We start from the raw sequence: 24,122 nt of genomic DNA, 5'->3' as shown, positions 1-24,122 counted from the left end.
TCAGCGACTAATGCTCTGCGCTTGCCGTTCCGGGCCGCACAGGACCAAGCCGTGCCCTCAAACCCTGTCCGCAGTCCCTGCCAGCAACGGCGGTAGCGAAATCGAAGGGTGGGGCGAGGTTGCCGAAGTTGGTGCCGAGCACCTCGTCGCTGAGCCGGAACACCTCGGGTGCCCAGGGGCCGATCTGGTTACCACTCGGAAGCCGGTCGGCCGCGAGGGTCGCGGTCAGCAGCCAGCCGCGCGGAGACGGAGCGACAATGAGACTCCCGTCTGCGGCACCGCTCGGGGCGGCAACCAGTCGGTCGCCGCTCCAACGGACTGCCGTCTCACGGAGGCTCGTCCCACCGCCGCGCGTGGCAGCGCCGAAGAGCGTGCAGCTCGCGCCAGCGGTGAAGGTCTTTTCCGCCAACTGCTGGACGGCACTGGTATCGGGCTCGATGCGCTCGCGCGCGAGCAGGTTGACCGTGTGGAGTTGGACGCGAAGCTCAGAGGGCGCCGCCTCCATGGCGGAGGTCAGCCGCGCGTTGCAGTCTGTGGGAAGGAATCCGTTGGTGGTGAGGATGCCATCGACGGAGAACCCACCGCGGTAGCCGAGATGCTTGCGTAGGCCAGCCCCCAGGCGGGTGGTCTGGGTGACGAGGTCAGCGTCGTGGCCGAGGGTGGGTACGGCGCCCGCGCAGAGGAAGGTTCCGTGCTCGGGGCGAGGCAGCGTGACGAGTTCCATGGGCGGGAACGGGACCACGGCGCTGCCGAGGGCCATCCCGTGCAGGCGTACCGGGGTGCCTTCGAGCAGGGGCATGAGTCGGATCCGCCACGTTCCGACCTCGGCAATGGGCATCCGTGCCGGTGGGGTTCCGTCGCGCCACCACCAGATTCCGTCTCCGCCCGCTGTCGGGCCGGTGCCGATAGGTTGATAGGAGCAGACGACACCGGCACCTCGGTCGACCAGTTTCCCGAGTAACCCGATGTCGGCAGGATTGTTGGTGATGACCGAGGGTGCGCGTGGGATCCCGGCGACGTCCCAGAGCACGTCCACTGTTGTTTTGTCCTCGAACATGCGCCACGCGGGCTGCCGCGTACCGACGCGCCGCCGGTCCCCAGTTCGGGGTGGGTCGAGCGGGTCGGGCAGCAGGAGCGAGGCGCTCTGATCGGGGTCAAAGGCATCGGCCCGAGCCGCGAGCCAACCGGAGCCGTCGAGGCCCGCGATGGCGTCGTGTTGCCAGACGAGCTGGTCAGAAGCACCGCGTATCGGCCGGGTACGCGCCTGAGGCGGAGCATCGTCCAGTGTGAGCGCGAGGCATCTGTGCGAACCGAGTAGTTCTTGCCACGCCTGCGCGTCGTCGGCCCGGCCACAGATCATGATGACGAGGCCGTCGAGCGGCAGTTGACCGGTGAGGTGCGCTCCGTGGCTCATCGGTGGTGCCGCCCGCGAGGGTCGGTGCGGTGTAGGACGAGGTTGGCCGGGGTGACATGGACCAGTTCATAGGTCTCCTGCCCGAGCCGGTCGTGAATCGTACGGCGGTGTCGGTCGGGGTGGCTGTCGTCGTACTCGATGATGACGATTTTGGGTTGGTGTTTGTCGGGGTTGAAGGATTTCCAGACGTCGAGTTCGGTGCCTTCGACGTCGATGCTGAGCAGGTCGATGCCGTTGATGCACCACTGGTCGAGGAGGTCTTCGAGAGTTCGGCAGGTGACGAGAGTTTGCTGGTAGTCGGTGCCGGTGCGGTGCAGGCCTGACCAGGACGGCTTGTGGCGGTACATGCCGAACGGCCACAGGCCTGTGGTGGCGGAGACCGCGCAGGTGTCGACGGCGCAGCAGCGTTGGCGGAGGCGTTGGTGGTTGCGGGGGTCGGCGTCGACGCAGAGGCCGCGCCAGCCGAGGTTCTCGACGTAGAGGGTGTTGCTGCCGCGTACGCCGTCGCCGGCGCCGATGTCGACGAAGACGCCGTGGGTGGGTAGGTGCAGGTTCTCGGCGATCCAGCGGTCCTCGCCCCACTGGGAGTGGTAGGGCGCGGGTTGGGTGTAGGGGAGCACGGTTCTCACCCGCGCCACTTCCGCAGGAGGAGCTGTTCGCGGGTGCGGTCGAGCCAGCGTTGGGACCATCGGCGGCGCAGTGCCTGCCAGGTGAGGGCCTCGGCGATGGAGTCGCTGAGCGAGCGGTGGGTCAGGCCAGCCCTGACGGCGCGGTTGGTGTTGACCGACATGAGGGCGAGTTCGGCGCTGGTGGCGGGGAGCCACAGCGGAATCTCGGTCCAGGGGCGGATGCCGTGGGCGAGGGCGAACTCCTCGCCGACGCGGCAGGGTGTGACGGCGCGGCCGGCGTGGGTGAGGACGGTGTCGACCAGGACGCGGGCGGTGGTGGTAGGGCCGGCGACGTTGACGATCCCGGTCATCTGCTGCTCGGCGGCGGTGCGGATGAACCGGGCGACGTCGGTGGCGTCGACGAGTTGGAGGGGCTGGCGGTCGGGCATGGGGACGAGGACGTCGCCGCCGCGCAGGGCGCGTTCGAGCCAGTAGGCGAGGCGTTCGCTGTCGTCGTGCCGGCCGATGACCAGGCCGAGGCGGACGATGAGTAGCGGTATGGCCAGGCGGGCGAGGCGTCGTTCGAGGTAGCGCTCGCAGCGCAGTTTGCGGGTGGCGGAGGCGCGTACCGGGTGGGATGCGTCGGCGGGGATGGTGGGCGAGCGTTCGCTGAGACCGTTGCGGCCGAGGTCGCGGCGGTATACGCCGCAACTGGAAATGAGGACGTACCTGCCGACGTCGGTGAGGAGGGGCAGGACGGGGCGGAGGTCATCGAGATCCTGTGCGCTGGTGTCGATGACGGCGTCCCACGGTTCGGCCAGGACCGTGGCGGCCTCGGCGGTGGGTGCCCGGCGGTCGGTCAGGACGTGCCGGGCGATGCCGCTGAACGGTGAGGGGGATCGGCCCCGGTAGAGCAGGGTGATTTCGTCGTCGCGGGTGATGCACTGCTCGACGATGTGACGGCCGATGAACCGGGTGCCGCCGAGGACGAGGATCTTGCTCATCGTGGCCTGCCGGCTGGTGTGGGGCTGTAGCCGAGCACGAGCAGACGGCGGGAATGGCCGGAGGTGTTGGATCCGCTGGCGTGGACCAGCGCGGCGTCCCAGATCAGCACGGTCCCGGGCGCGGCGACCAGGGTCACAGCCACGTCGTCGGGGGCATCCTGGTCGGGTACGACCGGTCCCTGGTGCAGGGTAGGGACCATCTCGATGGTGCGCCGGTGGCTGCCGGGCCAGACTCGCAGTGCGCCGGCGGCTTCGGTGCAGGGGTCGAGGCAGACGGCGACGGTGAGCACTCGGGGGTAGCCGTGGGCGGCGTAGTAGGCGGCGTCGGTGTGCTTGCGGACCTCTTCGCCGAGGACCGGTAACGCTGCCCACCCGGCGGCGATGTCGACGGTGCGCTTGTACATGAGTTTGTTGTCCATCAGCGTCGGAGCCGGAGCGCCGAGCAGGTCCGCGACCAGACCGCACAGCCGGGTGTCGTCGGCCACCGCGGTGGCGGTCGGGGACAGGTCGAGCACTGGCTTGACCTTGAGGACGTACGGTGTGCCGTCGGGGAGCCGCCACCACGTCACCCGAGGGTCGGCGCACCTGGTGGCGACCATCTGGGCGAGCCGCTGGTCGAGGAGGTCGTCGGCCTCGACCCGGAGTTCCTGGATGGTGGCTGCGGGCAGCAGGTCGGGTAGGACGAGGTATCCGTGCGTGGCGAAGCGGTCGATCTGCTGTGCGGAGAGGGCTGACGCGAGTGGCGAGGTCATGCGTTGCCGCCTTTCGTGGCGATCGGGATGAGGAAGTCACGGGTGGATTTGGTCCAGTGCGCAGGGGTCTGTGCGGCCGGCATGGTGTAAGGGTGGGCGGTCCAGTCGGCGAAATGCCGGTCGAGGACTTGCCGACGGGCGGGGCTGATCGAGGTGCCGCTGTGGAAGAAGCTGAACCTCCCGCCTGGTCGCAGGCAGGGGATCGCGACCTCGGCGACGAACTGCGCGAAGTCGGCGTCGGCGTGTCCATCCGGCGGCCAGGTGTCGTACATGATCGCGTCGAAAGCCTCGGTTGGCAGGGACACCAACTGCCAGGGTTCGACGTGCACCCGCACGGGTGCGGTGACGTGGTCGAGCACATGGTCACGGGTCATCAGGGCCACGCCGGGGTGCGGCTCGATCGCGGTGTACGAGCCGACCCGGCCTAGTTGGGTGGCGAAGACACCGAGGCCGAGGCCGACCTCCAGCACACGTGGCCGGTCGCACCCCTCGGTGAGCAGGCGCGCGTGTTCGCGCATCAGGTCCGCCTCGGCGAAGAACATCACGTACTGCGCCCCGATGCGCAGCCCTTCGGCATCGACCGTGGCGGGCTGGGCGCGTAGTCGGGTGATGTGCCGTCGATGTACCTCGGAGAGGACGGGCCGGCTCACAGCCGGTCTCCGTCGCGGAACCGGCTCAGTGGATCGATGGTGAGGAACCGATCGGCGAAGGTCGGGGTGGTGGCGATCGTGTGACGGATCGCGTTCTCGATGCGGGTCGTGGTGGCGGCGTCGAGGGGGCGGTCCACGGAGACCAGGACGTGAGCCGGGTCGCCGAGGTCGCCGCCGTTGCGGGCGACGATGGTGACCTCGGCGTACATCGAAAGGTCTGCCAGCACCCGCCGTGCGGCCTCGGCGGCGACGGCGGTGTAGATCTTCCCGCCGTGGTGGACCGGGTTCTTCCCGGCGGGTGCCTCGCCACTGGCTGGCCGCAGCGGTTCGATGACGCCGCTGTACCGGTTGCCCCGGCCGACCGCACCGCAGTCACCTTTGCCCAGCGAGGTGCCGAACGGCGCCAGGTAGCCGCGTCCCGGTACGTCCTTGGTGTTGAGATGCAATGCCAGGCCGGTGACGTTCCGCGCTCGCGGGTCGCGGTCGAGTAGCGCCTTCAACTCGGCCGTGATGACCACCTGCGCCTCGCCGAGCGCGACCCGGTACGCCGCCCAAGAGCCGATCCGCTCCGGGTGCAGCGGCAGCGCTGCGGTGACCTCCAGCGTCGAGCCGACCCGGACCACCATGACCTTCACGTCCGTGCCCGCAGCAGGTACGTCCAGCCGGAACGCGGCACTTGTGAGCCGGCGTTCCAGCTCGACCGCGAGGTCGGCGGCGAGCCCTCGCCGGCTGGTGCCGACGCAGACGACGGTGTCGTTGGCCACCGACTCGACTTCGAGCACTGCGCGGATGTCTCGCGCCGTGTCGGGGCGGTAGAACCTCGGGTCGTGGTCGACCGCGCTGCCTCGGGTGTTGTTGATGTGCAGGCGCAGGTGTTCGAGGATCCGGTCGTCGCCGAGCGCGGCTGGAAGGACGTCTAGGACCACCTCGCGGAAGAGTTCCTCGACCGGCACCGCAATGTCACCGACCCGGTCGGTGATCTTTCCGAAGAGGTAGCAGTCGGCCGGTTTGCGGATGTCGAAGCCACCGAAGCGGACATCGGCGGCGGCACCAACCAAGTTCACCTTGTCGACCCAGTGGTTCGGGATGGCACCGAACTCCCGCAGGCACCACGACGAGTACCGCTGCGAGAAGGCGTCGGCGACCAGGTCGGCCAGGCTGTCCGGATGACCGATGCCCTTTCGCTCGGCTACATCGAAAGGCTGGTCGTCGGGTGCTACGCAGGCATGACGAATCGAGATCTGCATGTGAAGAGGTCCCTCGGGCTCAGAGGTCGTCGGCGTCGGTGTCCGCCTGCACCGGCGGATCGACCAGATAGGACAGGCACTGCGACAGGACCAGCACCCGCCTGGCCGGGCACGCCTCGTTGACGTGGGCGGGCCGGAAGGTGCCGTCGTAGAGGTTCCCGTAGGCGGTCGGCACGGAGGCGCAGCGACGGACATCGCCGGTGACGGTCACCTTGAACGAGGTCACCCCCGCCGTGCACGGCTGGCCGCAGAAGGAGAGCATGCCGTCCATGTACGGCCGGTTGAACACGTACTCGCCGGAGTTGGCCAGGATCAGCGCCTTCTGCTCCTCGGTGTAGCCCTCCGGATAGCGCACGCCCTGGTGAACGCCCTTGAACACCTTCGCCCGCACGTGGTCCACACCCAGCTCCCGCAACCGCGCCAGGTCCCCGCCCAGCCGGTGCAGCAGCGGCGGATACAGCACGTACAGCGCCGTCACATCGAACCCGGCCCGCCGCAGGATCAAATAGTTCCGGGCGTACGCGTCCAACTCCAGCCCGCGCAGCTCCCGCTCCGGCTGGTGGATCGCCGCCACGATCTTCGCCACCCGCTCCGCCGGCACGCTGTCAGCGAAGCGCTGCACGTCCTCCGAGGCGAGGTTGGTGTTGATGCTGACGAAGTGGCCCGTGGTCAGCCCCGCGCACAGCTCGACGAAGCCGGGGTACATGAACGGCTCGCCGCCGGACATGTGCACCAGGCAGACCTTGCCCAACTCGTCGAACCGCCTCACCACCAACTCGGGTGCCGGCTCGTCGAGATGCTTCCGGTTGAGCACGTACCGGATCTGCGGATGGCAGTACTCGCAGAAGAAGTTGCAGCGGTTCGTCAGGTGCCAGTCGAACTCCCACTCCCACGGCGGCTTCGCCTGGGTCATCGCTGAGGTGCGCATCGGTCCTCCGCTCGCCGGTCGGATCACCCGCCGACGCAGCCATTGATGGCGGTACGCCGGCGGGGCCACGTCCAGCAGACCCCGGACCAGCCCACCCCAGGCAGGGGATAGAACCGTCAACACCGTCAATTCATTGACCGACAGCACCAACACGATCCGGTACGTTCGCGATACTGTCGGTCGACCCTGCGGAGGAGCCGATGGCCGCGCGACCCGACCGCACCAACCACACCCTCGCCACACACATGGCCGACGCCGGCCTTACCCCGCGTACCCTCGCCCGAGAGATCAACCGGCTCTTCGGTGCCGGCACCCTCGCCGAGACCGCGCCCTACCACTGGCGTGATGCCGGCGGAGTACCCCGTCCACCACTGCCGGCACTGACCGCGTACGTGCTCTCCCGCCGGCTCGGCCGCGTCGTGACCGCCGGGGACCTTTGGCACGGGCGACCCGACGCCGTAGATGGCACCCTGGTGATGACGGCCAGCACCGGCATGGACGGACCGTGGACCCGCGCGAGTACCATGCTGGTCGCCGAGGACTGGCTGCTGGGAGGACTGGTGGACCGGAGGATGTTCCTCTCCGTATCCGGGGCCGCCCTCGCCCAGGCGGTGAACATCTACCTGGACACCCAGCTACCCGCCGGCACCGCACCCCCGGCCGCCGCGCCCGACGACCCACTCGTCGAACAGATCGAAGCCAGTGTGCCGCGCCTTCAACTGCTCGACGACGAACAAGGAGGCGCCGCCGGCCTCGGCTACGTCGGTGCCCAGGTCCGCGCGGTCCTGCTCGTCCTGCGCGACGGTGGCCACACCGACGCTACCGCCCGTCGCCTCCTGGTCGCCCTCGCCGACCTCGCCCAACTCGCCGGCTGGAAGGCCTTCGACGCCGAGCAGCATGGCCTGGCCCAGCGCTACTTCTTCACCGGCCTCCGCGCCGCCCACGACGCCGGTTACCGCTCCATGGAGGCACACATCCTGGCCGACCTGTCCTTTCAGGCCGCCTCACTCGGCGACGCCGACGACGGCCTACGCCTCGGCGTCGCCGCCAGCCGGGTGGCCGACCGGTCCGCCGCGAGCGTCCAGGCGTCCGTGCTGTCCCGCCTCGCGTACGCCTACGCCGCCGCCGGCCGCGTCGACCAGTGCGAGCGCACCTGGGTAGAGTCCCACGACCAGCTCGCGAAGCGACATCACGATCGTGACCCGGAGTGGATGTACTACCTGACCCCTAACCACCTCGACTGCCAGGCCGGATACGCGATGATTCTCGCCGGCCGGCAAACCGTCGCCACCGGCCGAGGGGGCGACGGACGCGCCCTGCTCCGCAAGGGCGAAGCACTCCTGCGCACCGGTGCATATGCTCGCCGACCAGACGCGCCCTACCAGCGGCGCGCCCTCTACGAAGGCGCCTGGCTCGCTCTCGGCTACACCGCCCACGGCAAACTCGACGACGCCTGCGCGGTTACCCGGATGGCGCTACCCCGCCTCGGTCAGGTCCGCTCACCCCGCAGCACCGCCCTGCTCAACAGCCTCGCCCAGGAGCTACGCCGCCGCCAACGCAACCACGCCGTCGCCGACCTCCTGCCCAACCTGGAGAACGCCCTCGCGCGCCAGCCGACCTGACACTACGGTCGAGCAATGAGCCGCCGCGACATCGACGCCCTCGTCATCGGCGCTGGCGTATCCGGCCTCACCACCGCCATCTGCCTCGCCGAAGCCGGCCTCCGCGTCACCATCTGGACAGCCGAGCCACCACACCAGACCACCTCGTATGCGGCAGGCGCGATGTGGGGTCCGTACCTCGCCGAACCCATCGACCGGGTACGTGTCTGGAGCGCCCGTACCCTGGCTGTTCTGCGGCAACTCGCCACCGACCCGCAGACCGGAGTACGCCTCGTCCCTGGCATCGAAGCCTCCCGCAAGCCGGTCGACCCGCCCGAGTGGGGCAACCAACTCGACGGATTCCGGCTGTGCGAGGCGGACGAGATGCCGGACGGCTTCGCCACCGGGTGGCGCTATACCGCGCCGATCGTCGACATGCCCATCTACCTCGGCTACCTCGAACGGCGGTTCGCTGTGGGCGGCGGCCGAATTGAGATTCGGCGGATCCACTCGCTCGACCAACCTGTGGGCGTCGCGCCTGTTGTCGTCAACTGTGCCGGCATGGGCGCGCGTGCCCTCGTACCGGATCCTGAACTGACCCCGATCCGCGGACAACTCGTCGTCGTCGAGAACCCCGGCATCACCGAGTTCTTCACCGAAGACACAGGGCCGTCTCCTGACCTGCTGCACTTCTACCCGCAAGGCGAGACCGTCGTCCTCGGTGGCACTGCCCAGCCTGGCGACTGGAGTCGGGAGCCTGACCCGAACACGACTGCAGCGATCATCGATCGGTGCAGCGAGGTCGAACCACGTCTTCGTGGCACACGAGTGCTTGGGCAGCGGATTGGGTTACGCCCTACCCGTACGCGCGTCCGAGTGGAAGGACAACGCCTCGATAGCGCCACGCTGATCCACAACTATGGCCATGGCGGCGCCGGCATCACGCTCTCTTGGGGCTGCGCCGCCGAGGTCGTAGCCAGACTCTGACAGGAGGGATTGGCTGCTTCGGCTTCTGCAACCTGGCGTCAAGCCCCGCCATCGACCAAGATGCGATCCGGCCACCGCCACATCGGCTCTGCCCAGGTCTGCGAACGGCACCAGGTCGCCCTGCGCAATGGGCTGACTTCTGCGCCCCTACCGGCAACCCTGCCGACAACATCCCCGGCGTACGCGGCATCGGCGTCAAGACGGCCGCCACCCTGTTTGCCGGCGGACTCGCCCTCGGCTGCCTGCCCGCCTCGCCGGCTCGACACCGGCCGAGGACGAACTATCCGCGTACAGTGCGACAGACCTGGCCGTCGAGTGGCGCGACATGATCGTCTCGACCGTAATCTGGGAGTACCGCTGACCCCTCACAGGCCAAGCCAGCGCACGCACCACTGCCGTGTCCGGCCGACGTCATCGACGCCCGCGGCCCCTGGCGAACGGCCCCACGTTGCTGACGGTGATGGCCCACCCCGACGACGCCGAGCTGTGGGCCAGCGGCACCATCGCCACCCGACCAGAACGGTCTCCGTCCCGCACCTCCGGTTTGGACAGCCCTATCCGGCAAGCCCAGCCGGATGTAGCAGCCGCTGTCAGCCCGCCGGTACGTCGCGAGCCGCTCCGCCTAATAAGCCGTGATTGGTGGCGGGGAGTCTCACCCGACCACAAGACCCATGCCACGAGTGACAGACGGGTTAGTTAACGCTCTAGTTTGTATCCATGATCGGCGGCCACTTGGAAAAGGGGCTCGAAGTCGCGTAGCTCCCGTGGTCCGACAAGCTGTAGGGCCAGGTCGTGCTTCGCCTCCAGCAACCAGACAGCCGGAGCGCCGGTCTTTTTCAACCGATACGTGAAGTACTCCCCGCCGTGATTTTCTGGTCCTGTCCAGGTCCGCGGTGGCGAGACCTGCACGGTGTCCTCGGAGAACGCCGGACTTCCTGACTCACTCGTTCCCGGTGGGTACTGAAGGACCCACCGGTCGATGCCGATGCCCGTGCTCGGATCTGCGAGAAGGCAGTAAATTCGCAGCTTTCCCCCGCGTATCTCTGGCGTCGATGGCGGACATCTGGCGCGCCACTGGTTGTCGAGTTGCATCAGTGCCTCGATGCGCTCAAGCTCCGAGGAGCCCACTGATGGCACCGGCGCGAGCGAGATGGCCGTACCAGGCGAGGACGCTGTAGGCATGGCCGAGTCCTGTACGGGGTGTCCGTTCTCGTCCTTGCCGATTCCTGGGAGACTGCTCGGCTTCACCAAGACCGCCAGCAGTCCGAGCGCGACGAGCAGGCCGACAGCGCTGGCAACGCGACGTGCCGATTTGTTAGAGCGAATCTTGTGACAGCCAGAGCACCCTCGGTTTGTGTCGGACCACGGCTCGCGCCAGTGATGTTGGGTGAGGCAGAGCGCCGAACAATCGACCAGAGGAGGCCGAGGTCAGTCCACTCCGTTCGCAAGCTGGTCCGTGGACCGGTTCCAAATTGATGGCGGAAGATCCGGTGGATCGCCCGTATTGCGGCGCCAGCTACGACATGGACGGCCTCGACCCGTGACCCGTCGAGCGGCTCGGCAGCTGGTACCTGTTCCATGCGGCCACGCATCGGTTCTCCGTGCCGCTCCAGCGCCGTCACCAACGTGGCAGCGAACCGGTGGGCGCTCATCGTGGCCAGTGCAACGGGTCGAGGGTCCCGGTCATCCGGCTTCAAGGCTGTACCAAGCTCCTGGAGAAGAGCCAGGCACCGGGAAGGCGTTACATCCAGCAGATGCCGCGCTAGGTAGCCGCCGTCGAGGTTGGCCAACGCGGCGGCCGCGCGGGTTACAGGCAACTCGACCAGCAAAGCTGCAGCATCCGCAAGCGGCATGGAGCGCAGGAGCTCCGCGATCCGTTGGCCGGGAAGTGGGCTTAGATGGTCGATGACTTCGGGGCGGCTGAGTAGGTTGAGGAGCTTGTCGGCTGCTCTCGGGTCCAGGAGCTGAAGCAGCGGAGAAGAGCTCTTGGCACCGAGGTGTCTGAGCACGTCTCGTAGGGTCGTTGGATGACGGGCGGCCAGACGGTCGAGCAGGTAGCGGCACCGGTCTTCTGGCTGGTGCAGGAGCGCCGTCGCCAGCTCCTGCGCTGGAAGGCAGCTCAGAAGCATGACCGTACCCGCAGACGCTGGCAGGGCACCGAGTAGCTCGGTGCGGCGGGCTTCGAGAGCGTCCTGATGAAGTAGCGCAACGGTACGGTTCGGGCCACCGCAGGGACGGCCGTCATCCGGCTCGGCTGCAATTCCAGCTAATAGGTGGGCCACCAGATCGAGTTCGTGGGGCAGCAGCGCGGCGAGATCGTCACCAGCATGGTCGAGTACCATCCAACTGAGCACCTGCACGGCAGCGGACCGTGGCAGGCCACGCAGGATCATGGACACACCTGCCGTTTGCATGCCCGACACGACCCTGCCACACTGCCGGGGTGCGTCCTCGGCCTGTAGCCCTACGAAGGCGATGGCCAGGTTCTCGGGCAGTTCGGTGAGCAGGGTCCGCTGGAGCTGCTCGTCGAGTTCGCGGAAGATCTCGTCGTAACCGACCTTCGGCTTCATGCTGCAAAGCGTGGCAACCCGGTCGTTGACCGACGCCGAGCGGCCGATGTGTATGTCCCCATGGTTTTGGCCGATGCCCAAGCTTTGGCCGGTTGCAGAGACGGCGAACTGGCTGGTTGTGGACCCTGCGGCTTGTCGTCCTTCAGAATCGCTGGGGAGTACCGAAGACTCAGTCACGCCGGGCTCGTCTTTCGGCGTTGAACACGATCGACCCGCTGTTCTGGCCGATGGCAATGCTGCTGTCCGTTGCGGACACGTGGTAGGTAGCTCGATCCTCAGGTGCGGCGGAAGAGGGCGGGACTGGTTTCGCGGTCGTGGCTGCGGTCGCGGCGGCGGTGGCGACCGCCGACGCGAGTCCAATCACAACGGACCAGACAGTAGAGCTGAGGGTGCTGCCCGGCCAGAAGGCCGAAAGAGCCACTTTCGAGATCAACAGAGTCACCAGGAACGCAAGGGGAATGGCAATGAGATGACGCAGTCTTCGCACTCGGTACTCCCAACAGACCTTGGAGAGCTACACGGCGCACGCAGCACCTAGAAACTGACGGACAGTGAGCGTTTTTCATCCTCGGTAGGTCGGGTTCTCGACGTGGTGCAGGACGAGGATGGCCTGCACGATCGCGGTCGTTCGGGATGGGCTGCAGCGCAGCTTGGTCAGGACTTTCCAGGTTTTGAGGGTGGCGACGGCTCGTTCGCCGCGGGCGCGGATGCGGGCGTGGGCCTTGTTCACGGCCTTCTGCCGACGTGACAGCGTTGGGCGGTAGCGATGGCGCTTGAAGGGGGTGCGGACTGAACCGCCGGCGCCTTGGTACGCCTTGTCCGCGAAGGTCATCACGTTCGCGCTGGTCAACACGGCGATGATGTCGTGGGTGCGGGCGGCGGTCAGGTCGTGTGCCGAGCCGGGCAGCGCCGCCGATGTCCAGACGAGGCGTCCGGCCGGGTCGGCGATGACCTGCACGTTCATCCCGTGCCGTCGGTGTTTCCCGGAGTAGTACGGCTTCTGGTCGTACACGCGGTCGATCGGGATCAGGGTGCCGTCGAGGATCGCGTAGGCCAGCCGTCGGATCCTGCTCATCGCCTGGTGCAGGTCGTCGGTGGTCGCGGCGAGCAGCGTGATCGCCTCGTGGACATAGCGCCAGGCGGTGGCGAGACCGATCTCGAATCCGGCGGCCAGACGGGCAAAGGTGTCGCCGTTACGGAGATGGGCCAGCACGAGCAGGGCTTGGCGGCCGGGGTCGAGGCGCCGCCACCGGGATCGTCGCCGGTGGCGATGGGTGCGGATCAGGGCGGCGACGTGGTTCAGGGATCGAGTGGACAACGGGATCGAGGCAGGGTAGGACAGCAACGAGGCTCCCGGGAGGGGCATCTTTCTTGGTCGATTGCTTGTCTTACCGGGAGCCTCACCTCACCTGGCTACAGGCCTCCTCCACGCCGCTGACCTGCACCATCAGGTTGGAAATGGCTCATTGGAGGTCGGGACGCCACCGCTGAGTGCTCGCAGCGCCTGTCACCCGATGGCAATGCCGGCAACTACCCGAGGTCTTCGAACGGGTCGACCACTTCTCTCGCTGGTGCGGCCAACGGCCCTTCGTCTTCCTCAACCCCGCCAAGACCGGCAAGGCCTGCTCGCGGATGGATCCGCACACGAACTCGGACACCTACTCCTGCACCACGACGCCGAGTGCGGCAGCCAGGTCCTGGAACGCTAGGTCACCGCGCTCGCCGCCGAGTCCTCGCCCCAGCACGCTCCTGGCCGACAACTGGCACCCTGGCTCGACTTCGAACTCGAATGCCGCTGGGGCATCAGCCCAAAGCCCTCGTCTGCCGGCGCCGGGACAACTCCACCACTACTCCTAAAGATTGTCGATGCCGAGTACGTCATGTCCGGCGCTGCCGGATCTGCCGTCATGGGTGGCGGGCCCGCGCCTGGGGGCCGGAGTGCCCACCGAGGTGACGGCCGCCCCAGGAAGGTCCCCTACGGAAGAAGGTTCCTGGTGCCGCAGGTATCCCACCACTCGGGCTGGTGCGTGCTCAGGGTTCCGATGGTGCGGGTGAAGTAGGAGCCAGTTGCCGTTCAGGACCAGCGCGGCGCCCTCGGCGCGGCCGGCGCGCACACGGGCAACGTTCCCCTTGTAGCTGGGACTTATGGTGAAATCCGAGGGGTCTCTTATCGCCATCATGTAAACATTCTTATCAATTGGCACTGGCTGACAATATCGGGACCAATGCATCTGTTGATCTCTTGGTAGCCTCCACACTCCCGTAACCCAAAGAGACGGAGGGGTAGCCTTGTGTGATGCTCGCCGGATGAAGTGGATCAGTCGCCTCCTCATCTTGTTGGTGGGCGGCGGAATCGCCTCCGGAGGCGCACCAGCGCAAGCAGCCGAATCTGTCGCCGCGGGCCAGAATCCACGGGCCGACAGCCGGCACCAGGCAATCGCCACCATCACCCCTGCTGACCTTCCCCGTACGGAAGTAGGGCGCGGTCAGCAGAAAGTCCGAACTGGTCAGTTATGTACGGCCATCGCGCCGGCCGCTCGCGCCGCTGTCGGTGGCGCGGTGAAATCCTGCGTCGACACCACACCGCAGGCCGTGAGCCGTAGCGGCTCGGCGGGCACCACCGCTGCCAACGAGGCCTGCGACATCACCATGCCCGGCTACTGGACGTGGACGCGGACCAGCGGCCTGTGCCTGAATGGCATGACGGTCACCTACACCCTGTACAGCGACAGGGGCGCGGTGCTGGGCACCGGCGTCATGAACATCGTCACCAGCATGACCCTCAGCCAGAGCAGCGCCGCGTGGAACGAGTCGGTCACTGTCCGGGTGACCGGCGTGACGGGGCAGGTGAGGAGCCTCGACATCGCCTTCGATGTGGCTTGCACGTCGACCTGCTCCGCGACGACCAACCGACCCTGGCCCGGCTCACGGAATGTCGGTCCTGGCGCTTCGGCATCCGGCACGGTCACGTACCGAAGCGCCGTGGCATCCGGGGCGCGGGACACCAACATCCAGACCAAGTACCACATGTATGTCACGACGGCGGGCAGCATCCCTACCACGCCGAACGTCTACTGGGATAGCCCCCGTCCAAGCGCCGATCCGCTGCGACGCGGAACTCAGCACGCCCGGCTGCGTCATCCCGGAACGGCGGGCAATCCTTGAGTACTCCGTCTCGGATCGGAACCACGGCGAAGCCGCGCGCTCTACCAGTTCGCCCAGGCGTACCTTCGTGGCTGGGCTCCGCTGAGCCGGACCGACAGCCAGGCCATCGCGGACGCCAACCGGGAGCGCACCTGCGGCGCCGGCAGCAGCGACCCGTTCGTGTACATGCCGGAGTACGTCCCGAACGACTCGTGCGACGAGTTCCCCTTCGCCGGCACCTACGAGGGAGGAACGGACGGCAGGCTGTGCGCGGACATCCTCCCGCTGTACGAGAACGGTCAGTGGGTGCTCTACGAGGCTCGGGCAGACAAGCCGGTGACCTTCAACGAACCGTGCGTACGCGGCCATGTTGACGTAGACGCGAACTCCTCCGCCGGCGGCAAGTACGGTGCCTTCGTGAGGAACCAGCGTGTCCTCGACACCGAGAAGTTCGACGTCCACGCCGTGAGCTGACGAAGACGTGGCCGGGCGGGGGCCCGAAGAAGCCTCCGGCCCCGCCCGGCCCCCTGGGACAGCGCAGGAGACGTACATGAGTGAAACGACGGCCGGACAGTGGGCGTGGGCCGGGGATCCACGCCTGGCCATGTGGTGTGTGACATTCACCCGGGCCATCACGGCCCCGGAAGTGCTCGGGCGATACGGCGCGGACCCGCGAGTCGCCCGCCTGCTCGACGGCGACGAGGCCAACTCCTTGTACGCCGAGACCGCGCAGGAAGGGTCGATGTTGCGTGCCGGTTCCTTGGGCATGTGGTCGTTCTGTTTCGAGGAGCACGGCATCACCGGCGCCATGTCCGGCACATGTACCACCCTGTCCGAGGGCACCGAGACCCTCAGCGTCCTGCGTGGCGCCGACGGCATGAACAGCTTCGCCCACTGGCGTGACGGTCGACGCGTCGAGCGTTTCGAGCCCGGCATGACTTTCACGAAGCCGCAACCACCACACCCCTGGTGGGACGCTGTCGAGGTTCACCTCGCCTACGTCCTTCGCCGCATTCGCGGCTGATGCCGGTCCTGGAGGTGGTTGCGGCACACATCGGTGCCGCGCTCGACTCCCGCACCGTCGACGGGCCGCTACTCACCGCAGCTCTTGTGACCAGCGGGGAATCTCTCTCGCCAAGCCGCCCGCGTACCACCAGCCGCCGGCCGCCCGGGCGCCTGCTCCCCAGCCCTGCGTCCGTCCCACCTCGGGCTCAGATGGAAGGGCGGACCGAGGAACGCGAATAGGAGCATCCGCTGTCCGGGTCATCACGCGATCGCCCGACGGGGTCGACCTGCTGGTGTCTAGAGGTCGTCGAAGCGCTGTGGGTTGGTGACCGTGTCGGGTCCGTGGTCGCAGGGCAGCTGGTGCAGGTAGCGCCGGTAGCCGGGTTCGGAGACGAGGGTCCACACTCGGCTGGCAGGATCCGCGTGATGGCCGCTGAGGAAGGCTCGGGAGGTGATCGGGAATCCTCATCTGCCGGGTGTGCGGCCATCTGCGAGCGACTGCTTGCCTCGCCGGCCACGGCGTCGCCTTCGAACCGGAGAACGCCGCTCGACGTGAGCCGCGTGTGGTCTGGCGTCCTCTCATCGGTCATCCACCGCACAAGACCACCGCCGCGGCACGGTGGCGCAGTCACCGCACCCTGCAGCCGAGCGGTTCGCCGAGATCGCCGCCGAAACGCTGGACGCGGCGGCGTCACCGCCGATCACCGTCCCGTTGCAGGACGCGGCAGGCCCTGGAGCATCGTGTACGCCGCCCGCACGGCCGGCACCGGCGGATGACTTTGTCGATCGCGACTTCGGTACGTCCGGTGTCCAGCCGATGTCCGCGCTGTGGACGGCAGGCGCCGGTCGTCGTAGTACCGCAGCGAGCGGATCACCCACCCGTCCGACCGACCCACGAACCAGATGCGCTCAACGCAATGTTGCCAACGGCGTGACGTGTTCGACTGACCCACCCTGTACGACCCGGCCGCCGACCGTCACCCAGGCGTGGGCGGCGAGGGGTGCGGTGCTGGTGACGCCGAGGTGCAGTTCGCACGGGATGGCGCGACGTCGCAGCATGGCCCGGGTGGTCATGGCCCGCGGCAGGCACACGGGGTGCCAGGGCAGGAGGTTTCCGACTCGGTCCACCACTCGGGCGACACGGCGCGCTGCGGGCCAGCGTGGGCAGGCGTCCTCCGTCGCGGTGTCGGACCGCTCGACTGGTCCGAGCAGGCGCATGAGTCGTGGTCCCGAACAGACGGCGACCAGGATCTGGGCGGTCGTGAGCCGGGCGGCGGCCTCCAGCGCGAGGGCGATCGTGCTTGGCCTGGTCACGGAGTGACAGTGATCAGGCGTGCTCGCACCAGGTCGTCCAGGAATGCGGTCACGTCGTGGTGGCAGGTGTCGGGCTCCACCCCGTACTCGGTGCGCAGGGTGGCGCAGATGTCCTCCACGGAGGTCGGTTCCGCGATGAGTTCCCAGATGCGGGAGGCCACCCGGCTGAGACCGAAGTACGCACCCTGCTCGGGGTCGAGCATGACGATCTCGTCGTTGACGGTGGCGGTCAGTGCTGCGGAACTGCGCACCACCTGAGATGACAAAGTGACTGACACGGAACAAATGGTGCCATACCGTCTCTCGGGTAGGTCGGCTTTCGGGTGAAGACGGGTGAACACATGACGGGCTTCGCGGGCCTCGTAAGTCTGGACGGCCGGCCGTACGCCGAGCGTGATCTGGATGGCGCGATCACCGTGCTGACCGCTCTCGGCGCGGATGCCCGCGGATGCTGGGCCGGTCGAACGGGGGCGGTTGCGGCGGCAGTGGCGTCGGTCGTGCACTGTCGCGTCCCCGAGGACGACGAGGACCGGCAACCATGGGCGTCGGCCGAAGCCGGGACGGTGGTGGTCGCTGACGCGGTGCTCACGAACCGGGTGGAGTTGTGCCGGATGTTGGAACTGCGGGGTGCCGCGGCCGTACCGGACTCTTTGCTGATCGCCCACGCCTACACCCGGTGGGGCGCGGACTGCTGCCGCCGGCTGCGCGGTGACTTTGCCTTCGCAGTGGTGGACGGGCGGCGCGGGGGAGTGCTACTCGCCCGCGACCATCTCGGACGGCGACCGCTACACCTGTACCAGAGCGCTGGATGGCTCGGCTTCGGCAGCACCGCGCTCGCGGTCGCCGCAATGCCGCAGGTGCCGCTGGAACCGGACCTCGATCGGGCTGTCGAGTTCCTGGCTGTCGCCCAGGACACCCGACGCAGCTGGATCAGGGACGTCGCTCCCGTGCCGGCGGCCAGCACGATCTGGATCACCCCTGAGCGGACGCAACACCGACGTTACTGGTCGCTGGACGACACGCCCCGGCGGTCCGGGTCCGCCGCTGAGCACGCCGAGGAGCTGCGCACCGCAATGGACCAGGCGGTACGCGCGCACCTTCGGCATCGAGGTGGGGTCGGCGTGATGCTCAGTGGAGGCTTGGATTCGACCGCTGTGGCGGCGACCCTCGCCGAGCAGGTCGCCCCCGCGCGGCTGCGCACCTACACCTCGGTGCCGCCAGCTGGCTGGACGGGATCGGCGAACGGACGGGACACCGACGAATCCTCCCTGGTCAGGCTGCTGGCCGGCGCGCATCCCAACCTTGCGCCGGCCTTCGTCGACGCCGTTGGCGCCCATGCCATCGACGGTGATGACGCCTATTTCGCGGCCGGAGGTACCCCGGTGCGCAACACCCTCAACATGATGTGGGTCAGAGCCATCCACCAGCGGGCGGTGACCGACAACGTGTCAATCCTGTTCACCGGCGGCATCGGAAACCTGACCTTCTCCCGGGACGAGCCTCGGTGGTTGGTGGACCTGGCGCGTGCCGGGCGGCTAATTGAGGCGTGGCGGGAGGCCGCCGCCTGGTCGGCCCGGCGCGGCTGGCGCGAGACCCTGGTCCAGGGGGTGTTGCGTCCGATGCTGCCCGGGTCCATGCACCGACTGATCGAGCTACGTCGTGGCCACCGGTCTACGGCCGCCCAGTGGCTGGCCGCGAGCCCGCTGCGGCCGCACCTGGCCACGACCGCGCTCGCGGCACGCATCGCCGGCGGCATCGACGCCTACCGGAGGATCTCCGGCCTCGGCCGCTTCGTCGACGACAATGCCCAGCACGCCGAGGTGATGGCCACTCTCGATGTGCGGTGCCGTGGCCGTGTCGTGGACCCCACCGCCGACCTCGCCCTGATCGAGCTCTCCGCCAGGCAGCCGGGTTGGGCGCGTCGCCATCGCGGACGGGGTCGGGCCGCCGCCCGCGCCAGCATGGCGGGACGGGTCCCGGACGGCATCAGACTGCGTGTGGTTCGCGGTGCCCAACTGCCCGACTGGTACGACCGGATCACCGACCGGCGCGACGAGATCCGCGACGAGTTCGCCGCCGCGCGGGTGGATCCGGCCACTCAGGAGCTGATGGACCTGCCCCGTCTCGACGCGCTGATACGCGACTGGCCGACTCCGGACCAGGCCGGTGATCCGGTGGTGGCGCGGGATTACACGCTGCTGCTGCCCCGAGCGCTGGCGACGAGTAAGTACCTGCGCTGGCTTCGTCACTATGCAACGGCCGACCGGCGCAGCGTCGCGGCACCACCACCGCAGGCCCGTGAACGCGCCTCGCACTTCGCGCCGTGATCGGCGGCTTCCCTGATCGTTGCCGACACCCGGACGGTGGTGGACAGGTGGCGGGCGGCTTCCGAACCGTCAGTCGACACCATTATGAAAGATTATCGGAAATTGGCCGCATCGAGGTCATTCGGTTGGCGAATTCTTTCGTCCTTGCCTGTCCTGGCCGAGCTGGCTTCGGTCGGAAACAACTTCTGCGGGGGTGGGTGGGGCTGTCGAATGTCCTGCGTGATGCCGGTGTGAAATGTCAGAATCGCAGAGGCGTCAAACGCCGTAAGAGAGGGAAGCGGGCTTTTCCGCACCTTAGATTCAACAGGAGGAAAGATGAGCATGTCACGTCCGAGCGGATCGGGGAACCGCTTGTCACAAGGCGAGAGCAGGCCGGTTTGGTCGCCCCCGCGCCTGAATCGCCTGGCGGCGGGAGCCACGGCCAGCGGTGTGTTGCTGATCCTCGACGCACTTATCGGCTTGGACTCCTAGCCTGGCCAGTGGCTTGAATCTGCTTTCCCGAGGCCGCGCTGCCTATTGGATGCGGTCAAGTCGCAACTGGTGCGAGTCTCGCTCGTAGGTGTCGCCAGGATGGTCGAGATCATGGCGTTCGGCCATCCTGGCGAGGACCTATGAAAGGGGCAGTTGAGATGCAGACGTACGGTCCCGGGCGAATAGCCCATCCTGATCGGGAGCAGACAGTTACGGCCGCGATGTTTCTCAATCGAAAACTGATGCGATGCCTGATGCTGGACGCGGTCGGTGCGCGCCTGGTCGCGGATTTCCGGCAGCACGGAATCGATTCGATCCTGCTCAAGGGACGCAGCATCGTTGACCGGTTGTACGACGGCAAGGCAGTGAACCGCAGCTATCGCGACGTCGATCTGCTCGTCGACCCGCGTCGGCATGCCGACGCCGAGGCCATCCTCACAGATGTGGGCTTTGTCGACCTGATGGCCGGCGCCCGGCGCAACGAGCGCGCCCCTCATGCGTCCACCTGGCGCCGCACCTCGGATCAGGCAACCGTGGACCTGCACATCACGCTCGCCGGCTGTGGCGTGCCCCCGGTCCGCGTATGGTCGCTGCTGCGGGAGCACACTCGGCGATCGACGATCGGGACGACCGAGGTGGCCGTGCTCGACGACGTGGCGCTGGCCTGTCACCTGGCACTGCACGCGGCACGTACCGGCGTGAAGGACCCCAAACCACCGAGCGATCTCCGGCGTGGTCTGGAGATTCTCGGCGACGACACGATGCGGGCAGCGGCGACGGTGGCCGCGCAACTCGGCGCGATGCCTGCGTTTGTGGCGGGGCTGCGTATGGTTCCCGAGTCGTCCAAGCTGGCCGATGAGCTCGGCGGAGGGGTGTACGTACCAGTTGAACTCGCGGTGCGGGCCCTGACCGAGGTGCGCGGCACGGGAACTCTGAACGCTTTGCACGCCGCTCGTCCCTGGCGGCGTCCTCTGCTCGTCGTGCAACGGGTCTTCCCGTCGAAGGTGGTGTTGCGGCGGTCGATGCCGCTCGCCGCGCGGGGCACCTTCTGGCTCGTCGCGTGTTATCTGCTCCGGCCGGTCTGGATGGCCACCCAACTATCGTCGGCGATCCGTGCCTGGCGGCGAGCCGCGCGCGCGTGGGCGGTCCGTCCGCGGTGAAGGCGGAGTGCTCCTTCACCCCTCGACGAGAACGCTGTCTCCGTGAGCCGTGCCGACCTGCTCGATCAGCCGCCCACGTCGTAGTTCCAACACCCGGTCGCAGGCCGACAGGGTGCTGGCACGGTGGGTGACGATCAGCACCGCCGCGTGTTGACGGACCCGTTCGATCGTGTCCCGCACGATGGCTTCGGTGTGGGTGTCCAGAGCGCTGGTGGGTTCGTCGAGCACGAGCAGTCGTGGCTTACCCGCCAACGCTCGGGCCAGGGCGATTCGCTGACGCTGCCCACCAGAGAGTGCCCGGCCAAGGGGGCCGACCGGGTGCGACAACCCTTGCGGCCAGGATCGGAGATCCTCGTCCAGCCCGGCCGCCTGGGCGGCACGCTGCACGTCGACCTCTTCGATGCCGTGGCGCAAGAACCGGATGTTCTCCGCTACCGTCCCGTCGAGCAGAGCGGGATCCTGCGGCACCAGCGAAACCTGGCTGAGCCAGCTGGTGAGGGAGACGTGGCGGATGTCGACGTCATTGACGGCGATCCGGCCCCGAGTGGGTTGGGCGAGCCGGAGCAGCAGGTGAAGGAGCGTCGACTTGCCGGCGGCGTTGCCGCCGACGATGCCCACGACACTGCCTGGACGCAGGGTCAGGTCGACGCCGGCCAAGGTCGGTTCGCTCGTCGACGGGTATGTGAACCAGACGTCCTCGAACCGTACGACCTCCAGGCGCGGTGCGGGGCGGCCGGTGGTGCTCGGGGCGGCCCTGCGGTAGCGCTCGATCGCGGTGCTTATCTGGTTGAGGCTTGCCTGGCGGTCGGAAAGGGCCTGCAAAGCCGTGGAGATCTGTTGTCCCAGGCCGACCGCACGCACCACCAACAGCACGATGGCGCCGATCGAACCGATCGCGATCACCGTGGTCTGACTGACGACGGCCAGGGCCAGACCCACGCCGAGGATGGTGAGGTCGCGACTCACCGTGGGTACCATCCTCGACTCGAACCGGACGCGGGCGGTGAGCCGCGCGGCCTTTTCAATTGGTGTGCGCGCCCTGCGGGGGCCAACCGTGTGCACGCCGTTGGCCCACATGTCCCTGCTGAGCAGGGTGGTTTCGCCGATGATGGCGGCTAGGTCGTCGTTCGCGCGGACGGCGTCGCGGGCGAGCCGACGCGTCCTGGCCCGAAACGGGTGGGCGACCGCCAGGCCCGCCGTGCCGACCGTGACGATGGCGAGAGCAGCGACCGGACTGATCACGACGGCGGTTACTGTGAGTACGGCCATCTGCGCAGCGGCGACGAGCGCCGACGACGCGGTGAGCATTCCCTGGCTGACGGTCACGGCGCAACTGCTGACGAGTTCCTGCAGGGAACCGGGCCGCTCGGCGGCCTGCTGGTGCCACCCCGCATTGCAGTACGAGGACAGCAGTCGCGACCGGACGGTGACGGTGGCTTCGGTGCAGACGGTCATGATGAGGCGTTCGGAAAGCCAGTGCAGGTAGCCCGCGAGCAGGGTGCATGCGGCCAGCGCGGTCACCGCGTGGGGCAGCGGAAGCTGGTAGAGGCCGATGAGGGGGTTCATCGTGGATCTGCCGTCGTCGCCGGTCACGGCCAGGGCCAGGGTCACCAATTGGACGATGAGAGCCGCCTCGACGATGCCTTTGACGAGACCCAGACAGGCGAGTGCGGCTAGTTTGACTTCACCTGAGCGGACGTCTGAATAGACGGATCGAAACCAGGCGGTGATGACAACCGTCGGGCGACGGGCAACCAGGAGCATACTGTCGATCTTAAGGTGCATATGTCTATTTTGTGCTAGAAAGAGAACTCATGGAGGTATGTCAGGACCGATTGATCGCTGCGGTGCCGACGGTGTTCGGGGCCAAGGTGGAGGCCGGTCGGGTCGACCGTAGGGTGTCGAATCCGATCATCGCTACGCCCTGGTTGACGGCGGACGCCTCGGAGGCGGTACTGGAGATCCCCGGTGCTGCCAGGTTCCACGTCTGGCAGGGCCGGCACGTCCAGGTGCAGGTGATGCCCGGGGCATCGGCCTCAGTGATCCGCATGTGGCTCGAAGGCATGGTCGCCTCGCTGGTCCTCATCCAGCAACGCCGATTCGCCCTGCACGCCTCGACGATCCGGGTAGGAGGACGCCTGGTGGCAGTGGCCGGGCCGAGCGGTGCGGGAAAATCGACTACCGCCGCACTCCTGGCCGGCCGAGGGCACTCCATCGTCACTGACGAGGTCACCGCCGTCGACTTTGCCGTGCGGGAGGGCGTCGTCATCCCCACCGTCTGCCCGTCAGGTCGCCGGTTGAGGCTGCGGCGGGAGACCGTGGAACGTCTCGGCATGAGCCGGGACGGTGGCGAGGAGATAATCGGAACGGGCAAGCTCGGCTTTCCCCTCGTCCCCACCGATCACGACGAACTGTCCCTGGAGTTGGTGGTCGTCCTACGCCCGGAGGGCGGCGAGGTGGTGTCGGATGTCCACGCGTTGACGGGCCCGGCAGCCCTCACGGCTCTCATCACCAACACGCTCCGGCCCTATTTCTGCATCCTTCAGCATCAGGCGCATCTGCGGTGGATAGCCGGCCTGGCCAGTGCCGTTCCGATCGTTCAGCTGGACCGGCCGTCGAACCGATGGACCGGGAGTCGGGTGGCGATGCTGATTGAGGAGGCGGCGATGGGTGGACGGGATACCGACGGACTCCGCCCTCGCCACGCCGCCGAATCCAACTCGACGCCCCGGGCCGACCTACCTGTCGCGCCGCTCACTCCGTCATCGGCCGGCTGACGCGAGCAGCGACGTCGCACGGAGCTGCGCTGCGCGCACACCGGCGCCTGCTGGCGTCCGTGGTCGCGTGGAAACCCACGCCGAAAATCGGTACTCGGACGGTGTGTTATCCAACACCGTGAACCTCCGTGGTCGCTAAAGGACGTCTCGTAACTCGGTGGAG

At 67.7% G+C, this 24,122-nt stretch carries 22 protein-coding genes; 8 read left to right on the top strand and 14 right to left on the bottom strand.

The window, feature by feature from the left end; all coding sequences use genetic code 11:
- Positions 1-7: 7 nt before the first annotated feature.
- The 7 genes from O3597_RS16715 to O3597_RS16685 are packed head-to-tail and all read right to left on the bottom strand — an operon-like array spanning position 8 to position 6,588.
- Positions 8-1,414 carry a hypothetical protein gene (locus tag O3597_RS16715; RefSeq protein ID WP_281601711.1) on the bottom strand — a complete coding sequence of 469 codons (1,407 nt, stop codon included), beginning with the start codon at positions 1,412-1,414 and terminating at the stop codon, positions 8-10.
- A complete protein-coding gene (locus O3597_RS16710; RefSeq protein ID WP_281601710.1) occupies positions 1,411-2,043 on the bottom strand; it encodes an FkbM family methyltransferase in 633 nt (210 codons plus the stop codon). The genes O3597_RS16715 and O3597_RS16710 overlap by 4 nt, the downstream gene beginning before the upstream one ends.
- On the bottom strand, positions 2,040-3,026 hold the full coding sequence (locus O3597_RS16705) for an NAD-dependent epimerase/dehydratase family protein (RefSeq protein ID WP_210938857.1): 987 nt from the start codon (positions 3,024-3,026) through the stop codon (positions 2,040-2,042). Before O3597_RS16705 ends, O3597_RS16710 begins: the two co-directional genes overlap by 4 nt.
- Positions 3,023-3,778 (bottom strand): phytanoyl-CoA dioxygenase family protein, encoded by a 756-nt coding sequence (locus O3597_RS16700; RefSeq protein WP_281601709.1) that lies wholly within the window; start codon positions 3,776-3,778, stop codon positions 3,023-3,025. The genes O3597_RS16705 and O3597_RS16700 overlap by 4 nt, the downstream gene beginning before the upstream one ends.
- Positions 3,775-4,428 carry a class I SAM-dependent methyltransferase gene (locus tag O3597_RS16695; RefSeq protein ID WP_210938862.1) on the bottom strand — a complete coding sequence of 218 codons (654 nt, stop codon included), beginning with the start codon at positions 4,426-4,428 and terminating at the stop codon, positions 3,775-3,777. The genes O3597_RS16700 and O3597_RS16695 overlap by 4 nt, the downstream gene beginning before the upstream one ends.
- Positions 4,425-5,675, bottom strand: coding sequence for a methionine adenosyltransferase (locus tag O3597_RS16690; RefSeq protein WP_210938863.1), 1,251 nt, complete (start codon positions 5,673-5,675; stop codon positions 4,425-4,427). Before O3597_RS16690 ends, O3597_RS16695 begins: the two co-directional genes overlap by 4 nt.
- 19 nt (positions 5,676-5,694) lie before the next feature.
- Positions 5,695-6,588, bottom strand: coding sequence for a radical SAM protein (locus tag O3597_RS16685; RefSeq protein ID WP_210938924.1), 894 nt, complete (start codon positions 6,586-6,588; stop codon positions 5,695-5,697).
- Between the two features lie 215 nt (positions 6,589-6,803).
- On the opposite strand from O3597_RS16685, the gene O3597_RS16680 reads away from it, so the two are divergent.
- Together O3597_RS16680 and O3597_RS16675 are read left to right on the top strand one after the other, a co-directional pair.
- The gene (locus O3597_RS16680; RefSeq protein ID WP_210938864.1) at positions 6,804-8,225 is read left to right on the top strand and encodes a hypothetical protein; all 1,422 of its coding nucleotides are present in this window, start codon (positions 6,804-6,806) and stop codon (positions 8,223-8,225) included.
- Between the two features lie 15 nt (positions 8,226-8,240).
- Positions 8,241-9,191 carry an FAD-dependent oxidoreductase gene (locus tag O3597_RS16675; protein WP_281601708.1) on the top strand — a complete coding sequence of 317 codons (951 nt, stop codon included), beginning with the start codon at positions 8,241-8,243 and terminating at the stop codon, positions 9,189-9,191.
- A gap of 1,244 nt (positions 9,192-10,435) precedes the next feature.
- On the opposite strand, the gene O3597_RS16670 is transcribed toward O3597_RS16675, so the two are convergent.
- The 3 genes from O3597_RS16670 to O3597_RS16660 all read right to left on the bottom strand — a co-directional run bounded on the left by O3597_RS16670 (position 10,436) and on the right by O3597_RS16660 (position 13,106).
- Complete coding sequence (locus O3597_RS16670) at positions 10,436-11,761, bottom strand: hypothetical protein (RefSeq protein WP_281601707.1); 1,326 nt, start codon at positions 11,759-11,761, stop codon at positions 10,436-10,438.
- Between the two features lie 169 nt (positions 11,762-11,930).
- Positions 11,931-12,248 (bottom strand): hypothetical protein, encoded by a 318-nt coding sequence (locus O3597_RS16665; protein ID WP_281601706.1) that lies wholly within the window; start codon positions 12,246-12,248, stop codon positions 11,931-11,933.
- A gap of 75 nt (positions 12,249-12,323) precedes the next feature.
- On the bottom strand, positions 12,324-13,106 hold the full coding sequence (locus tag O3597_RS16660) for a transposase family protein (RefSeq protein WP_281601705.1): 783 nt from the start codon (positions 13,104-13,106) through the stop codon (positions 12,324-12,326).
- A 962-nt stretch (positions 13,107-14,068) separates the two neighbouring features.
- Here O3597_RS16660 and O3597_RS16655 point away from each other — a divergent pair.
- Complete coding sequence (locus tag O3597_RS16655; RefSeq protein WP_281601704.1) at positions 14,069-14,926, top strand: hypothetical protein; 858 nt, start codon at positions 14,069-14,071, stop codon at positions 14,924-14,926.
- A 41-nt stretch (positions 14,927-14,967) separates the two neighbouring features.
- Here O3597_RS16655 and O3597_RS16650 read toward each other — a convergent pair whose 3' ends face one another.
- Positions 14,968-15,093 carry a hypothetical protein gene (locus O3597_RS16650; RefSeq protein WP_281601703.1) on the bottom strand — a complete coding sequence of 42 codons (126 nt, stop codon included), beginning with the start codon at positions 15,091-15,093 and terminating at the stop codon, positions 14,968-14,970.
- Here O3597_RS16650 and O3597_RS16645 point away from each other — a divergent pair.
- Positions 15,092-15,379, top strand: coding sequence for a hypothetical protein (locus tag O3597_RS16645; RefSeq protein ID WP_281601702.1), 288 nt, complete (start codon positions 15,092-15,094; stop codon positions 15,377-15,379). The two genes, O3597_RS16650 and O3597_RS16645, sit on opposite strands and share 2 nt — an antisense overlap.
- Before the next feature lie 139 nt (positions 15,380-15,518).
- On the top strand, positions 15,519-15,929 hold the full coding sequence (locus O3597_RS16640; RefSeq protein ID WP_348650288.1) for a DUF6461 domain-containing protein: 411 nt from the start codon (positions 15,519-15,521) through the stop codon (positions 15,927-15,929).
- 890 nt (positions 15,930-16,819) lie between these two features.
- Here the strand turns inward: O3597_RS16640 and O3597_RS16635 are convergent.
- The gene (locus tag O3597_RS16635; RefSeq protein ID WP_164445456.1) at positions 16,820-17,224 is read right to left on the bottom strand and encodes a lasso peptide biosynthesis B2 protein; all 405 of its coding nucleotides are present in this window, start codon (positions 17,222-17,224) and stop codon (positions 16,820-16,822) included.
- Positions 17,221-17,502, bottom strand: coding sequence for a PqqD family peptide modification chaperone (locus tag O3597_RS16630; protein ID WP_164445455.1), 282 nt, complete (start codon positions 17,500-17,502; stop codon positions 17,221-17,223). Before O3597_RS16630 ends, O3597_RS16635 begins: the two co-directional genes overlap by 4 nt.
- 63 nt (positions 17,503-17,565) lie before the next feature.
- Here O3597_RS16630 and O3597_RS16625 point away from each other — a divergent pair, with 63 nt between their 5' ends.
- Both O3597_RS16625 and O3597_RS16620 read left to right on the top strand, forming a co-directional pair.
- Entirely contained in the window at positions 17,566-19,551 is a 1,986-nt protein-coding gene (locus O3597_RS16625; protein WP_281601701.1) for an asparagine synthase-related protein, read from the top strand.
- Positions 19,552-20,243: 692 nt separating this feature from the next.
- Positions 20,244-21,182 (top strand): nucleotidyltransferase family protein, encoded by a 939-nt coding sequence (locus tag O3597_RS16620; protein WP_164445453.1) that lies wholly within the window; start codon positions 20,244-20,246, stop codon positions 21,180-21,182.
- A gap of 15 nt (positions 21,183-21,197) precedes the next feature.
- Here O3597_RS16620 and O3597_RS16615 read toward each other — a convergent pair whose 3' ends face one another.
- Complete coding sequence (locus O3597_RS16615) at positions 21,198-22,793, bottom strand: ABC transporter ATP-binding protein (protein ID WP_164445452.1); 1,596 nt, start codon at positions 22,791-22,793, stop codon at positions 21,198-21,200.
- A 245-nt stretch (positions 22,794-23,038) separates the two neighbouring features.
- On the opposite strand from O3597_RS16615, the gene O3597_RS16610 reads away from it, so the two are divergent.
- Complete coding sequence (locus O3597_RS16610; protein WP_164445451.1) at positions 23,039-23,959, top strand: hypothetical protein; 921 nt, start codon at positions 23,039-23,041, stop codon at positions 23,957-23,959.
- Positions 23,960-24,122: the final 163 nt, after the last annotated feature.

Origin of the sequence: Verrucosispora sp. WMMA2044, assembly GCF_027497155.1 — a bacterium.
Classification (GTDB): Bacteria; Actinomycetota; Actinomycetes; order Mycobacteriales; family Micromonosporaceae; genus Micromonospora; species Micromonospora palythoicola.
This window is presented reverse-complemented; position numbering and strand designations above follow the sequence as displayed.